The 15,639-nt window shown below is 58.6% G+C and carries 11 protein-coding genes and 2 pseudogenes; 7 read left to right on the top strand and 6 right to left on the bottom strand.

Features of this window, described 5'->3' with window-relative positions:
• Positions 1-110: 110 nt before the first annotated feature.
• The 3 genes from AB4P97_RS19525 (at position 111) to yjiA (ending at position 3,525) form a co-directional block, all read left to right on the top strand.
• Positions 111-2,177 (top strand): carbon starvation CstA family protein, encoded by a 2,067-nt coding sequence (locus AB4P97_RS19525; protein WP_042561172.1) that lies wholly within the window; start codon positions 111-113, stop codon positions 2,175-2,177.
• 15 nt (positions 2,178-2,192) lie between these two features.
• Positions 2,193-2,390 carry a YbdD/YjiX family protein gene (locus AB4P97_RS19520; RefSeq protein WP_042561171.1) on the top strand — a complete coding sequence of 66 codons (198 nt, stop codon included), beginning with the start codon at positions 2,193-2,195 and terminating at the stop codon, positions 2,388-2,390.
• Between the two features lie 163 nt (positions 2,391-2,553).
• On the top strand, positions 2,554-3,525 hold the full coding sequence (yjiA, locus tag AB4P97_RS19515; protein ID WP_042561170.1) for a GTPase: 972 nt from the start codon (positions 2,554-2,556) through the stop codon (positions 3,523-3,525).
• A 122-nt stretch (positions 3,526-3,647) separates the two neighbouring features.
• Here yjiA and AB4P97_RS19510 read toward each other — a convergent pair whose 3' ends face one another.
• The 5 genes from AB4P97_RS19510 to morA form a co-directional block, all read right to left on the bottom strand.
• Positions 3,648-4,358, bottom strand: coding sequence for a GntR family transcriptional regulator (locus AB4P97_RS19510; RefSeq protein WP_395601495.1), 711 nt, complete (start codon positions 4,356-4,358; stop codon positions 3,648-3,650).
• A 24-nt stretch (positions 4,359-4,382) separates the two neighbouring features.
• Positions 4,383-5,087: a FadR/GntR family transcriptional regulator gene (locus tag AB4P97_RS19505; RefSeq protein WP_042561168.1), complete on the bottom strand. Its 705-nt coding sequence runs from the start codon at positions 5,085-5,087 to the stop codon at positions 4,383-4,385.
• Between the two features lie 84 nt (positions 5,088-5,171).
• Complete coding sequence (locus AB4P97_RS19500) at positions 5,172-6,485, bottom strand: C4-dicarboxylate transporter DctA (protein ID WP_042561167.1); 1,314 nt, start codon at positions 6,483-6,485, stop codon at positions 5,172-5,174.
• A gap of 328 nt (positions 6,486-6,813) precedes the next feature.
• Positions 6,814-8,067 carry a serine hydroxymethyltransferase gene (gene glyA / locus AB4P97_RS19495; protein WP_395601494.1) on the bottom strand — a complete coding sequence of 418 codons (1,254 nt, stop codon included), beginning with the start codon at positions 8,065-8,067 and terminating at the stop codon, positions 6,814-6,816.
• A gap of 248 nt (positions 8,068-8,315) precedes the next feature.
• Positions 8,316-12,164, bottom strand: a complete 3,849-nt coding sequence (morA, locus tag AB4P97_RS19490) for a cyclic di-GMP receptor MorA (protein ID WP_115146539.1) — start codon at positions 12,162-12,164, stop codon at positions 8,316-8,318.
• 609 nt (positions 12,165-12,773) lie between these two features.
• On the opposite strand from morA, the pseudogene AB4P97_RS19485 reads away from it, so the two are divergent.
• Positions 12,774-12,957, top strand: a pseudogene (locus AB4P97_RS19485) (IS256-like element ISPa46 family transposase); the annotation flags it as partial.
• A 6-nt stretch (positions 12,958-12,963) separates the two neighbouring features.
• Positions 12,964-13,732 (top strand): annotated as a pseudogene (locus AB4P97_RS19480) (IS3 family transposase); the annotation flags it as partial.
• A gap of 44 nt (positions 13,733-13,776) precedes the next feature.
• Here the strand turns inward: AB4P97_RS19480 and AB4P97_RS19475 are convergent.
• Positions 13,777-14,007 (bottom strand): helix-turn-helix domain-containing protein, encoded by a 231-nt coding sequence (locus AB4P97_RS19475; protein WP_044319274.1) that lies wholly within the window; start codon positions 14,005-14,007, stop codon positions 13,777-13,779.
• Between the two features lie 381 nt (positions 14,008-14,388).
• Between AB4P97_RS19475 and AB4P97_RS19470 the strand changes: the two genes are divergently transcribed.
• Entirely contained in the window at positions 14,389-14,823 is a 435-nt protein-coding gene (locus AB4P97_RS19470; RefSeq protein ID WP_003348436.1) for a hypothetical protein, read from the top strand.
• Between the two features lie 49 nt (positions 14,824-14,872).
• Positions 14,873-15,634: an SIR2 family NAD-dependent protein deacylase gene (locus AB4P97_RS19465; protein WP_395601493.1), complete on the top strand. Its 762-nt coding sequence runs from the start codon at positions 14,873-14,875 to the stop codon at positions 15,632-15,634.
• Positions 15,635-15,639: the final 5 nt, after the last annotated feature.

Below are 15,639 nucleotides of genomic sequence, written 5' to 3'. Positions count from 1 at the left end.
GCAGCCAACGATCAAGGCGTCTAGACCTATGTCGGGGTATGGCCTTTGTCGTCTTAAGCGCTAAACTCGGGGTGGCTGTCTTTCTTGTCCACCCTGGCTGGAATAATAAAATGAAAAACAATAATAGCCTGCTACGCCACTTACCCTGGCTAGTGCTGGCAATCGTAGGAGCGTGCGCCCTGGGCGTAGTGGCATTGCGCCGAGGCGAGGCAATTAACGCCTTGTGGATTGTGGTCGCTGCCGTGGCCATTTATCTGGTTGCGTATCGTTACTACAGCCTGTTCATCGCAACCCATGTGATGCAACTCGATCCGCGTCGGGCCACCCCCGCCGTGCTCAACAACGATGGTCTGGACTTTGTTCCAACCAACAAACACATTCTTTTCGGTCACCACTTCGCGGCGATTGCTGGCGCGGGGCCTCTGGTCGGCCCGGTGCTGGCGGCGCAGATGGGGTATCTGCCCGGCACACTCTGGCTGATTGCCGGTGTGGTGCTGGCGGGCGCGGTGCAGGACTTCATGGTTCTGTTCATGTCGACCCGACGCAACGGCCGTTCCCTGGGCGACATGGTGCGTGAAGAAATGGGCCGTGTTCCCGGCACCATTGCACTGTTCGGCTGCTTCCTGATCATGATCATCATCCTTGCGGTGCTGGCGCTGATCGTGGTGAAGGCACTCGCCGAAAGCCCGTGGGGCATTTTCACCGTGATGGCGACCATTCCGATCGCGATGTTCATGGGCATCTACATGCGCTACATCCGCCCGGGCCGCATCGGCGAAATCTCCGTGGTCGGCGTGTTGCTGCTGCTGGGCTCGATCTGGCTGGGTGGGCAGATTGCCGCCGATCCGGTGTGGGCCAAGGCGTTCACCTTCACGGGTGTGCAGATTACCTGGATGCTGGTCGGTTACGGTTTTGTCGCTGCTTCGCTACCGGTCTGGCTGATTCTGGCGCCGCGTGACTACCTCTCCACTTTCCTCAAGATCGGTACCATCGTCGCGTTGGCGATTGGCATTCTGGTGACCATGCCCGAGCTGAAAATGCCGGCGCTGACCCAGTTCGTCGACGGCACCGGCCCGGTGTGGAAGGGCGGTCTGTTCCCGTTCCTGTTCATCACCATTGCTTGCGGTGCGGTCTCCGGTTTCCACGCGCTGATTTCTTCGGGCACCACGCCCAAGCTGCTGGATAACGAAACCAACGCCCGTTACATCGGTTACGGCGGCATGCTGATGGAGTCATTCGTGGCGATCATGGCCATGGTCGCTGCATCGGTGATCGAACCAGGCGTGTACTTCGCCATGAACAGCCCGGCGGCCGTCGTCGGCAGTGACGTGGTGTCGGTTGCGCAAGTGGTCACCAGTTGGGGTTTTGCGATCACGCCTGAGGCGCTGCAAGCCGTGGCGAATGACATTGGCGAAACGACCATCCTCGCCCGTGCCGGCGGTGCACCGACCCTGGCGGTGGGTATTGCGCAGATCCTGCACAGTGTCCTGCCGGGTGAAAACACCATGGCGTTCTGGTACCACTTCGCGATCCTGTTCGAAGCGCTGTTCATCCTGACCGCAGTCGACGCCGGTACTCGTGCCGGACGTTTCATGCTGCAGGATCTGCTTGGCTCCTTCGTTCCGGCGCTCAAGCGTACCGAATCCTGGACCGCCAACCTGATCGCCACTGCCGGTTGTGTGGCGATGTGGGGCTGGTTGCTGTATCAGGGCGTGATCGATCCACTGGGCGGCATCAACACCTTGTGGCCGCTGTTCGGTATCTCCAACCAGATGCTGGCCGGTATCGCGCTGATGCTCGGCACCGTGGTCCTGATCAAGATGAAGCGTCAGCGCTACATCTGGGTCACGCTGTTGCCAGCAACGTGGCTGTTGATCTGCACCACGACCGCAGGCTTCATCAAGCTGTTCGACGCCAACCCGGCGATCGGCTTCCTGTCGCTGGCCAGGAAGTACAGCGATGCACTGGCCAATGGTCAGGTGCTTGCTCCCGCGAAAAGCGTCGAGCAGATGCAGCACGTGATCTTCAACGCTTACACCAACGCCACGCTGACTGTGCTGTTCCTGTTCGTGGTATTCAGCATCCTGTTCTATGCGCTCAAGGTCGGCATCGCTGCCTGGGGCAAAAAAGAGCGTACGGATAAAGAATCGCCATTCCAGGCCCTGCCGGATGCGTAACCAGAGGATTGCAGCATGTTCAATGACCTGAGTCGCCTCGGTAAATACCTCGGTCAGGCCGCGCGCCTGATGGTCGGCATGCCCGACTACGACACTTACGTCGAGCACATGCAAAACAAACACCCGGACAAACCGGTGATGAGCTACGAGATGTTCTTTCGCGAACGTCAGGAAGCCCGTTACGGTGGCAAGGGTGGGCCGAAGTGCTGTTGATCTGACAGCCTGAGGTTGAAGCAAGCCCCCGGTGGGAGCGAGCTTTCTCGCGAGTGCGGAGTATCAGTCGATGAATAATTTGACTGACACACCGCTATCGCGAGCAGGCTCGCTCCCACATTTGTTTTTGTGTTGTTCATTCATTTTGTGAAGGAGAAAGCGTTTGTCCTCTCCCATTCCTGTCACGGTGCTCAGCGGTTTCCTCGGCGCCGGCAAAACCACGTTGCTGCGCCATATCCTGAAAGCCGAGCACGGCCTGAAAATCGCCGTCATCGAGAACGAATTCAGCGATGCCGGTATCGACACCCAGTTGCTGGGCGACGAGCCGGTGCAGGTCATGACCCTGGCCAACGGCTGCGTCTGCTGCACCATCCACACTGATCTGACCAAGGCTCTGTACCTGCTGCTTGAACGCCTGGACAGCGGCGAGATCGCCTTCGATCGTCTGGTCATCGAGTGCACCGGTCTGGCCGATCCGGCACCGGTCGCGCAGACCTTTTTCATCGACGAAGAATTGCGCGAGCGTTACTTGCTCGACGGCATCATCACCCTGGTCGATGCGGCTCACGCCGACGTGCACCTGACCCAGACCATCGCTCAGGCGCAAATCGGTTTTGCCGACCGTTTGCTGGTGAGCAAGACCGATCTGGTTGACGAAGCCACATTCACCGCGCTGAGCGAACGTCTGACCCGAATCAACCGGCGTGCGCCGATCCGCGTGGTCGAGCATGGCAACATCGATCTGGCCGAGCTGCTGGATGTGCGCGGCTTCAACCTCAATGCCGATCTCGGTGGCGGCCTGAGTCTGCGCCCGGTGAGCAAGGCACCTTCGATCGATCGCATCTCAAGCCTGGTACTGCGCACCGATCAGCCGCTGGATATCGATCAGCTCAGTGAGTTCATGAATGAACTGCTGGAAGAACATGGCAAGCAATTGCTGCGTTACAAAGGCGTGCTGAACATTGCCGGGGAAGATCGCCGATTGGTGTTTCAGGGCGTGCTGAAACTCTACGGTTTCGACTGGGACACCGAATGGGGCGAGGGTGAGAAACGCGAGAGTGTGATTGTGTTTATTGCCGATGATTTGCCGGAAGAGAAGATTCGGGCGGGGTTTGCCAACGTGGTGGCGAGCTGATGAATCTTCAGCGTCAGTGATGACGCTATCGCGGGCAAGCCCGCTCCCACAGGTCAAGCGTCGGTCATGAATGCTGTCGGCATCTTGACCACTGAGGGAGCGGGCTTGCCCGCGATGGCGATCTAGCCGACGACGCAGCGGTCATTGACGGAATACAGGAGGGTGTCCTCCAGATGATCCAGATGTTGATTCATCAGCATGCTGGCTCTGCAAACATCCCCAGACTCCACCGCCTCAACCAGTGCCAAATGCTCCTGCCACGCGCAACAGTTGTGCGTAGTCCCGCCACACCGCGCAATGGCCAGTGACGTCAGCGGCACCAGACTGCCAAGAAAATGCGCCAACGGTGCATTCCCCGCCATCCGCGCCAATTGCAGATGAAACTCCCCGGACAAGCGAATCGCCGCGCCCCGCTGATCCTGCTCTACAGCCTGCCGCTCACGCTCGATCAGCGCTCGTAGACGTTTCAAGCCGTCAGCCTGTGGGCGCTGGCACGCCAGGCGCACCAGCGTGTTTTCAGCCAGTCGCCGCGCATGCAACGTCTGTCGATTCTGTTCCGCATCCGGCTCGGCCACCCGTGGCCGATGATTGGTGCGCAATACGATGACGTGTTCGTTGCACAGCTGCGTCAGCACCCGGCGAACATCTGCGCGGCTGGCGCCGAACATCTGCTTGAGACTGTCTTCGGTGAAGCGGCTGCTCGGGTCGATGCGCTGCTCCAGAATCGCGTCGAACAGTCGCGGATACAGATCATCATCCGGCGCGCGCAGACGGGAGAAGGGCAGGGCGGCTGACATCTGGCGAGGGTGCGACGGCGAGGCAAGGCTGTTCATGGCCGGTCTCCAGTGTGAAATATTTCAGTTGCTCAAGTGGTCGTCCGGAATGTTCATCTCGATGCCCATCCGCTGCGCCTCACGCAGAATGTGCCGGCGCATTTCAGCGCTGGCCTGGGCGCTGTTCTTGCTGCGGATCGCACGGACCACGGCTTCGTTTTCTTCCAGCCGTTCGGCCAGATGTTCCGGGGAGTTGCGCAGCACTTCGGCGCTTTGCTTGAGGGCGTTGCTGGTCTGCTGCACCACACTCTGGAAAATCGGGTTTGAAGTCAGCGTGAACAGCTCTTCATGGAAGGCAACGTAGGCGCTGACTCCGGCTTCGCTGTCGCCGGCTTCAAGGGCTTCGCGCATGTCCATCAGCGTCAGGCGCAACTGGCCGACTTCCTTGCTGCTGATCGACTGCGCCACCAGGCCGACAATGAACGGTTCAAGGGTGTAGCGCAGTTGCAGCACGTCTTCGAGGCTGGCGCCGGCCACCGCGCTGTCGTGGCGTTGGCTGTCGCTGAGTTGCGCGTCGAGCACCACCACACCTTTGCCGGGCATTGAGCGGACGAGGCCGAGTGTTTCCAGGACGATCACCGCTTCGCGCAGGCTTGGGCGGCTGATACCCAGTTGTTCGGCCAGTTCGCGCTGGCCCGGCAACATGTCGCCGGAGCGCCACTGACCACGGGCCAGTGCGGCGCGGAGTTTTTCTACGACTGAGTTGACGACGGTGGATGTGGTAATCACTTGTCTTGCTCCATGTGCCTGTGAGGGCGGCCGCAGGCGACGAACAAAGGATCGACGCCTGCTGCACCTCCCACAGGGTTGAAATCAGAACTCCTGCTGGTGCGCCGGAGTTGCTGTTTTACGCGGTTGAAAGGTGTAGCCCTGCTGACCGCTGAGTACTTTATTGGCTCGCTGCACATCAATGTCCTTTTCCCAACGGGCAATGGCCACGGTGGCGACGCAATTGCCGATCAGGTTGGTCAGCGCGCGGCCGATGCCCATGAACCAGTCCACCGCCAGCACCAACACCAGGCCGACCACCGGAATCGCCGGGATTGCCGTCAGCGTCGCCGCGAGAATCACCAAGGCTGAACCGGGAATACCGTGGGCGCCTTTGGAGGTAATCAGCGACACCAGCAGAATCGTCAGCAAATCAGTCATGGCCAAAGGCGTGCCGGTGGCGTTGGCGATGAAGACGATGGCCAGCGTCAGGTAGATCGAAAAGCCGTCGAGGTTGAACGAATAGCCGGTGGGGATCACCAGTCCGACGGTCGAGCTGCCGATGCCCAGGTGTTCAAGTTTGCGCATGATCTGTGGCAACACGGCATCCGAGGACGCGGTGCCCATGACGATCAGCAGTTCTTCGCGCAGGTACTTGAGCAGCGGCCACATCCGCAAGCCGGACGCACGCATCACCAGGCCCAGAATCACGCTGACGAACGCGATACAGGTCAGGTAGAACAAGCCGACCAGGCTGCCCAGATGTTGCAGGGAATCGATGCCGTATTTGCTGGTGGTGAAGGCGATGGCGCCGAACACGCCGATCGGCGCCAGACGCACGATCATGCCCATGATCCGGAAGATCACATGGCTCAGTTCGTTGATCAGTCGCGAGATACCGGAGGCCGCTTCGCCGACCAGATTCAAAGCGCTGCCGAACAGTACCGAGAACAGCAGCACTTGCAGAATGTTGTTCTCGGCAAAGGCGCCGATCACCGATGTCGGGATCAGGTCCATGAGGAACTGCGTGGTGGTGTGCATGTGCTGGCCGCGCTCAGCCAGATCGCCCATGTCGGCCGTGGACAATTGCTCCAGGTGGATATTCGCACCGCTGCCGATGCCGGTGCTGAAGGCGAATACCAGACCGATCACCAGCGCGATGGTAGTCAGCACTTCAAAGTAGATAACCGACTTGAGGCCAATCCGGCCGACCTTCTTCAAGTCGCCCGCGCCACTGATGCCGCTGACCACTACGCAGAACACGATCAGGCCGATGAGCATCTTGATCAGTTTGATGAAGCCGTCGCCGAGCGGTTTGAGCTGGGCCGAGTATTCCGGAAGGGTCAGCCCGCAGACGATGCCGAGCACCAGTCCGAGAACCACTTGGAGGAAGATTGAACGCGAGCACCATTTGAGCATGGGAGAAATCCTGGTCGGTGTCCTGGCTGCCGTACGCGGGGCGTATCAGATTCAGGACTTAATTATTGTGGTCTTACCGGTATGTCCAGTGCGGGTGCAGTCTAGGCTCGGCTTTTTTGAAATGACAAGTGAAAATAGTGAAGTTGGCATGACCGGTCTGACCAGTGGCCAAAGATCAAAAGATCGCAGCCTTCGGCAGCTCCTGCACGGAAACGCGAATCCCAATGTAGGAGCTGCCGAAGGCTGCGATCTTTTGATCTTCCTTCAGGCGAAAAAAAACCGGCCAATCACTTGGCCGGTTTTTCATGCTGCGGGTTTAGCGTCGCAATTAAGCGCCGTATACCGGCAGTTTCTTGCAAATGGCTTTGACTTTCTCGCGAACGGCGTCGATCACCGCTTCATTGGAAAGATCTGCCAGGATGTCGCAGATCCAGCCGGCCAGCTCTTTGCACTCTGCTTCCTTGAAGCCACGAGTGGTCACAGCCGGAGTACCGAAGCGCAGGCCGGAAGTCACGAACGGCGAGCGTGGATCGTTTGGCACGGAGTTCTTGTTCACGGTGATGAACGCTTTGCCCAGAGCGGCGTCGGCGTCTTTACCGGAAATTTCCTGCTTGATCAGCGACAGCAGAAACAGGTGGTTTTGAGTACCGCCGGAAACTACGTCGAAACCACGTTCGATGAACACGCTGGCCATGGCCTGGGCGTTTTTCACCACTTGTTCCTGGTAAGTCTTGAACTCAGGCTGCAGCGCTTCCTTGAAGCAGATCGCTTTGGCGGCAATCACGTGCTCCAGCGGGCCTCCCTGGGCGCCCGGGAATACGGCGGAGTTGAGCTTCTTCTCGATGTCGGCGTTGGCGCGAGCCAGGATCAGGCCGCCACGTGGACCGCGCAGGGTCTTGTGCGTGGTGGTGGTCACGACGTCAGCGAAAGGCACCGGGTTCGGGTAAACGCCAGCGGCAACCAGACCGGCCACGTGAGCCATGTCGACGAACAGGTAAGCGCCAACCTTGTCAGCGATTTCGCGGAAACGCGGGAAGTCCAGGATCTGCGAGTAGGCAGAGAAACCGGCCACGATCATTTTAGGCTTGTGCTCAACCGCCAGACGCTCGACTTCGTCGTAGTCGATCAGGCCGTTGGCGTCGATGCCGTACTGGATCGCGTTGTACAGCTTGCCGGAGGAGGAAACGCTGGCGCCGTGGGTCAGGTGACCACCGTGGGCCAGGCTCATGCCCAGAATGGTGTCACCGGCCGACAGCAGGGCCAGGTAAACGGCGCTGTTGGCTTGCGAGCCGGCGTGCGGCTGAACGTTGGCGTAGTCGGCACCGAACAGTTCTTTGGCGCGGTCGATGGCCAGTTGCTCAACGATATCGACGTACTCGCAACCACCGTAGTAGCGCTTGCCCGGATAACCTTCGGCGTACTTGTTGGTCAATACCGAGCCTTGAGCTTCCATCACCGCTGGGCTGGTGTAGTTTTCCGAAGCGATCAGCTCGATGTGCTCTTCCTGGCGCACGGCTTCTTGCTCCATGGCGGCAAAGAGATCGGCGTCGTACTTGGCAATAGTCAAATCACGGCTGAACATGGCGGTCCTCAAGGATCGGGGGCAGAAAAGGGGGGCATTCTAACCCAACCGCTTTTGGATGGCATATGAAACGACATCATGTCGCAGACAAGTGGCGCTCATCACAGATGTGCGGTGCTTTTGCTGGCCCCATCGCTGGCAAGCCAGCTCCCACAATAACCGGGGTGGCCGCTGGGTTGTGTGATCGATATCAATCGCTGTGGGAGCTGGCTTGCCAGCGATGAGGCCAGGAGCCTCACCCCAAAAACTCAGTCGAACATGAACAGCGCATCATTGCTGAACTGCGCCTCAAACCGTCCCGCCGGCATTGGTCGCCCGAACAGATACCCCTGAACCTCATCGCAGCCATGCTCACGCAGGAAGTCCAGTTGTTCGTGGGTTTCCACGCCCTCGGCAATCACCGCCAGATTTAGGCTGTGAGCCATGGCGATGATCGCTCGGGCGATCTGCGCGTCTTGCTCGCCGGACGGCAGGCCATCGACGAAGGTACGGTCGATTTTCAGCACGTCGATCGGGAACTGCTTGAGGTAGTTCAGCGATGAGTAACCGGTGCCGAAGTCATCGACCGCGATGCTCAGGCCGAGGTTTTTCAGGCCGGCGAGGATCTGCATCGCTTCGCTGACTTCACGCATCAGAATGCTTTCGGTCAATTCCAGTTCCAGACAGGCCGGTGGCAGACCGGTTTCGCGCAGGATCGTGGCGATCCGCGTACCGAGCTGGCCGTCGGAGAACTGCCGCGCCGAGATGTTCACCGACACCTTCGGCACGCGCACACGGTTCTGGTGCCAGGTCTTGAGCTGACGGCACGCCTCGCTGATCACCCAGTCGCCGACATCGACCACCAGCCCGAGCTCTTCCAGCACCGGAATGAAATCTCCCGGCGGCACCAGTCCGCGACGCGGATGACGCCAGCGCAGCAGGGCTTCGGCACCGGTCAGACGTTTGCCGTCGCCGCTGAATTGCGGTTGGTAATACAGGACAAATTCGTCTTGTTCCAAGGCATGGCGCAGGTCGCTTTCCAGCTCCAGACGCTCCAGTGCACTGGCGTTCATGTCGGCCTGATAGAACTGGAAGTTGTTTTTGCCACGCTCCTTGGCGTGGTACATCGCGGTGTCGGCGTTCTTCATCAACTGGCTCAGTTCGTTGCCGTCCTGCGGGCTGAGGGCGATGCCGATACTGGCGGTGACAAAGAACTCACGACCTTCGAGCACGAACGGCCGCACCAGACTGGCGAGAATCTGCTCGGCGACATGAATCGCCCGGTTCAGCGCCAGTTCGCGGCTGGAACGATGTTGCAGCAGCAGGGTGAATTCATCGCCGCCCATGCGCGCCACGGTGTCGTCATCGTCGACGCAGGCCAGCAGACGTGTGGCCATGTCTTTCAGCATGCGGTCGCCGGCCGCGTGGCCGAGGGAGTCGTTGATCGGTTTGAAACGGTCGAGGTCGAGGAACATCAGCACCACCCACGACTTCTGCCGGTCGGCCGATTGCAGCGCGGTGTGCAGACGATCCTGGAACAGCGTGCGGTTCGGCAGATGGGTCAGGGCGTCGTAGTAGGCGAGGCGGTGAATCCGCTGCTCGCTGGCCTTGCGCTCGCTAATGTCACTGAAGAAGCACACGTAACTGGCCAGATCGCCCTCGTCATCGAGCACCGCGGTGATGCCGACCCACGCCGGGTAATGCTCGCCGTTTCGGCGCTTGAGCCAGACCTCGCCTTCCCACGTGCTGTGCTGATGCAATTGCTTGAGCACGTAACGCAGGTGTGCGTCCTGTTGTTCGTCGACGGTGAGCATGTTCGGCAACTGGTCGAGGACTTCGGCCACCGCGTAACCGCTGACCCGGCTGAAGGCTTCGTTGGCCTGGACGATGTAACCGGCCGGATCGGTGATCAGGATCGCCGAAGTCGAATGTTCGAAAACCGTGGCGGCCATGCGCAGGTCTTTTTCGGCGCGGCGCTGCTGGCTGATGTCGCGTCCCACGCCAAGCACACCTTCGAATGCACCGTGTTCGTCCCACACCAGCACCAGGCGCAACTCGATCGGGATCTTGCGGCCGTCGGCGCGCAGGCAGTCGAACAGGAACAGCTGGGTCTGGACCTGGTTGCGCAACAGCGCCAGTTGCTCGGGTTTGTCCAAAGCCTTGCTGACCCGATCCATCAGGGCGTGGATGCCATTCAGTTGCTGCGGGTTGGCGATGGTCGATTGCCAGCCGTTCTGAAAAATCCACTCGACGTCATAACCCAGCACCGCTTGCACCGAGGGGCTGACGTAGTTCAGCGACAGCTTGCTGTCGGTGGAGAAAATCACGTCGCTGATACTTTCGGCGAGCATGCGATAGCGCTGCTCGCTGTCGCGCAGGGATTCGCTGGCCTCGATCTGCTCGGTGATGTCCTTGGCCACCCCGATGATCCGCGTGACCTGATCGTGCTTGTCGCGGGCCAGTGCCTGTTCACGGATATCGAAGCGCCGCCATTCGCCGTCGCGATGGCGGAAGCGCAACTGACATTGCAGCAACTGGCTGTAACCGGCGTGGCGCTGCATCTGCCGCGAGCGGTGGTAATAGTCGGCATCTTCGGGGTGCAGCAGGATTTCCCAGAAATACTCGCCCATCTGATGCAGTTCGCTGCGGTTGTAACCGAGAGTCTGGCCGAGGTGGTGGTTGCTGAAAATCATCCGCTGGCTGATCACGTCCTGCACGTACAGGTGATCCGGCACGGTACGCACCACGTCGGACCAGAAACCTTCGCGCTCCAGCAGCGACAGTTCGATCAGTTTGCGGCTGGTGATGTCGTTGATGCTGAGGATCACGGCTTTGTAGTCATGCTGCTCGGTCGGCAGGCGCAGCACCATCCACAGATGCTGGTCACGACCATTGATGTCGGGCAGTTTGATTTCCAGTTCCAGCTGCTTTTGCTGCTGCAGCACGGCGTCCAGAATCTGATGGCCGATCGCGCAGTGACGGTGCGGATGGCCGTCGATCAACAGTTGCCAGGCGTCGTCACAGGAATTGACGTTGAGCAGTTGCAGCGCCACCTGATTGACCTCGGTGACGCGCAGTTCCTGGAGCAATTGCTGGCGCTGTTGCGGCTGATCGAGCCAGGCCTTGAGCTGGTCGCTGGTCTGGATCTGCACCTTGTCGAAAAATTGCTTGAGACCGGACAGGTCGAGCACGCAGAGGGCCACGCCGGTCCCCTCGAAAATGTCCTGATACCGGCGACGACCCTCATGCAGTTGGCGCTGACGGCGGCGCATGTTCAGCAGCGCAATCACCGGCAGCATCGAGAAGGCCAGGCCCAGCAGGCATTTGCCGATGAACGCCGGCAGCAACTCTTCAAGCACACGTCGACGGTCGAACAGGCCGCGCAACTGCCAGTCGCTGCTGCTCAGTGGCACAGTGAGCACGGTGTTGGCCAGATCATCGGGGCTCAGCACGCCAGGCCTGGCCGACGACGGTGCCTCATCGCGGCTGATGATCTGATGGTTGAGACGGTTTTCCACCAGCCACAGTGGACGCAGGCCGGTTTCACTTTGTTTGGTCAGCGAGTCGAAGAAGATCGGCGCAAGGCGCAAGACCCAGTAGCCGCGCGTGTTGCCGCTGGCCTGATGCAGCAGCAAATGCACCAGAGAACCGTCGTCCGCGTTGCTGAAGTAATGCGCCTGGGAGCGGCTTCGGCGCACCAGTTCAGTCAGGTAGTCGGCATCGGAACTGTCCGCTGCGCTGTCACTGATGATTCTGCCGGACGGACTGAGCAGCGCCATGCTGCGCAGACCGGGCAGCGATTGCTGGAGCTTGCGCAGCAACGCCTGCTGTTCGTCGGCTGACTGCGGCTGTTCGACGATCGGTAGCAGATTGAGCGCGATTTGCGCGTTCAGCGCCATGTTCAGGCTAACCTGCGAGGCGAGGTCGGCGGTGTAATCGATGGTGTACTGGCGCTGGTTTTTCTGGGTTTCGCGCAATTGGTCGAGCAATTGCCAGAACAGCAATGCCAACAGCAAAAGCACGAGTGTCGCCAGCGCACCCTTTAATGTTCCGCGCAGGGGCGAGCCTGGCGCCGGTTGGGTGCTGCTCACAGAGGCTGGCGGAGTGACATTGGACAAGCTGTAATCCTGCGGTCTGGCTGGACTGGCGCGACATGCACTATAAGCCGGACGCCCGAAGGGCGGCTAGCATGCCTTGAGTTGTGGCGAAGTGCCAGCCCCCTAGCGGGTGGACTGCCTTCTATCATTAAGGTAGCTTTGCCGGTTACGCGGGAGCGTTCCAGCTCCTACAATCAGACTTTTTCTGCGCGCACGCATTGATGACTATCAAGTGAACGACGCGCATCGGTCTGGCCGGGCATCGCCTGCGCTCCAATCATTCATCTGTCACTGACCCAAGGTTCTCCATGGCTCAATACGGTTATCTGCCTTATTAACTTTTAGTCGTGTTTTACGATCTGCAGTCGGTCCCTCATGGCCACTAGCTTTCGAGCCTGTCCAGCATCTTTTTCTTCTCAAACCTGTGTCAGGGAGGAGAAATTGGTTAGCTTTTGCTGATTTTGAGTCAAATCTAGACTCCAAAACTTAACTTTTTTGTAAGTGTTCCTATGATCGCTTCTTGTCAAGGCATGAGACGTCCGATTTTTTGTGTCACCGGCTGATGAGCGACACTGTCGCTACGAACTGCAGACACCATGAGCAAAGGCGTAACACTTCATCACTGAGGAAATGCTGAGTCAGCTCTTGGCTAACTATCAGGAGTCTGAAAACCTGGTCGATGCTGACGGCATCCTCAACCAACTGATCAAAATTGACCAAGATACTGGCCGAGCGCGCACTGGATGCGCGACTGACCTACCATCTAGGCCATGGCAAGCATCAACCTATCAGCAACCCAGCTGGCAACCCCCGCTGCCGGAAACGTCGGTATCCGAATGCCGAACGGGTGGTTTTGCGCAGCCGCGTGAACGAGCTGCTTACGCAAAGCCGAAGCGATGCGGGCAGCCGGAGCATCATGCTGATGATGAAAGAGGACGGCATGCAGATCGGGCGATTCAAGGTACGTAGGTTGATGCGCGAGATGAACTTGATCAGCAAACAGCTGGGCTCCCATGCCTACAAAAAGGCTACCGTGGAGCGGCCTGAAATCCCGAACGTGCTTGATCGAGAGTTCAATATTACATCCCCGAACAAGGTCTGGTGCGGTGACATTACGTACGTCTGGGCTGAAGGCCGATGGCACTATCTGGCGGCTGTCATCGTCCTTTGTGTCCGTCGTGTTGTAGGTTGGGCGTTCTCATCCACGCCCGACGCCGACCTGGTAATCAAGGCATTGGACATGGCGTACGAGCAGCGTGGCAGGCCGCAAAACGTATTGTTTCACAGCGACTAGGACAGCCAATATGGCAGCCGGGGTTTCCGTCAGAGACTGTGGCGATACCGCTTCACACAGAGCATAAGTCGTCGCGGCAAGTGCCATGATAATGCGCCGATGGAACGACTATTTCGCAGCCTAAAAAGTGAATGGATACCGACAGTGGGGCTACATGAGCGCTGCGCTAGCGCAACAGGATATCGGCCGGTTCCTGATGGAGCGATACAACTGGCGGCGACCGTATCAGTTCAACGAAGGGCTAGCGCCTGCGGTCGCTGAGGAAAAACTCAATTCAGTGTCCGGGATCAGTTGACCACTACACTAGTAACTTCAAACCTGTTTAAGCGCCATGGTCGATCAGGCGGGATGCAGCTCTGACACCTGAGGCAGTAGGCCGGATGGGTCGCATGCAAGCACACCTGCGATGCGATAAAGCTTCTCGACTGTAATATTTACTTCGCCACGCTCGATCCGGCCCATATAGCTGCGGTCGATATTGCAGGCCAGCGCCAGTGCATCCTGAGAAATCTGGCAGGCTTTCCTCTGCGTTCGGATGCGTCTCCCTAACGCTTTCGCCAACTTGTCCATGACCGTCTCAATTCCACTTGAGGCGGGACTATCCTGCGTTTGCGGACACACGAGCCACGGACTATAATCCGTACTTTTGGAAATCCACTCCTTTGGTACCTCAATGAAATCAGCCTCGTTCCATCTTTGACAGGCGTCTGTATGAGCTGCTTCAGGAGGAAAGGCGTACACGATTCACGACTCGTGAATTGCGGGATGCTTACGCCAAGCGTCTGGATGACATGAGTCTTCGTATCACCGATGTGCTGCGCTACCCATTGTTTTTCCACAAAGTGGATACATGCGGCGCCGACTGAATTGGGAGTGGCTTAGCAATTGATATACGTACTTGACCCTGCAGAACGGACTGTCTCCACCAGGACACACTGTGAATTGGAGGGCATGGTTTTTCTCTTGACTATCTCTTCCACTCAGACCGGGATGTGTGATCGCGCTGCAATGGTCAGTTGCGCGTATGAGCTTCAGCATTACATGACTGCCGCCTCGAATGTGGAGATCAGCCATGTCCAAATGCTTTGTCCACCAGCGATCAGCCGCTCTGGCAAATGGAGCCTCGAGGATCTAGATCGAATCACTTGTTTCCAAGGCGTCGCAACTGAGGACAGTGCTGTGGTGTATCGCACCTCGCAAGGCGTTTACAAAATGGGGGATCTAGACCTTCGCAGGAAGAAAACATCACGGGTATGGTTCTCGAAAAAGCGGCTAGAAAATCACCAGCCCAGAATGTCGGAGCCAGCCCATAAGTCCGCAGCTCACCAGATGTACGCTCCCCTTTACCTTAAGCCAGCACCAGTTTTTAGGGCGAATAGTCAATGATGCTCGCCAGATTCGTCCGTCTTTACCGGGTCAGTACCGAGGATATTCTGTGCCTGAATTTAGAAACGCTGCGAAGGCCTTGTCGGACGCCCTCGAGATCGTCGTCTTCACGGGTGCGGGAATCTCTGCTGAAAGTGGCATCCCCACGTACGGCGATCCATTGACCGGTATTTGGGCTTCATACGATCCGCGCAATATGGAAACAGCCAAGGCCTTTCGTGAAAATCCTCCGTTGGTATGGGGGTGGTACCTATGGCGGCGCCAACAGGTCTCTAATGCCACCCCCAATGCTGCACATCTCGCGGTGAGCCGATTGGCCAAATCGGGGTATAACGTCTCCGTGATCACTCAAAACGTCGATGACTTGCATGAGCGAGCGGGATCCGTGGATGTACTGCATCTACACGGGAGCCTTTCTGCGCCAAAGTGCTTTGCATGCCATCGAACGGCAGCAGTACCTCCATCGCAGGTGACTTCTGTTATCGGTGGCGAGGTCGAACCGCCACGGTGTGTCAGGTGCAACGGGAAGTTACGCCCTGGCGTAGTTTGGTACGGCGAGGACTTGCCTTCAGACGTTTGGAAGTCGGCAATCGCCTTGGTGAAGAGCTGCGACGTTCTGATCTCCGTAGGTACATCTGGAATCGTTACGCCCGCAGCTGACATCCCCAGGACTGCCCTGTCGTATGGTGCGACGGTGATTCACGTCAACACGGAGGATGTCAGCACCGGCGCGCAGAATGAGCTCATGCTGATTGGGAAGGCGACCGAAGTCTTCAAGAGACTGTGCGCCCTCCTACCGAGTGGGGAGTAAGCACT

Origin of the sequence: Pseudomonas sp. A1230 (assembly GCF_044218825.1) — a bacterium.
Classification (GTDB): Bacteria; Pseudomonadota; Gammaproteobacteria; order Pseudomonadales; family Pseudomonadaceae; genus Aquipseudomonas; species Aquipseudomonas iridis.
This window is presented reverse-complemented; position numbering and strand designations above follow the sequence as displayed.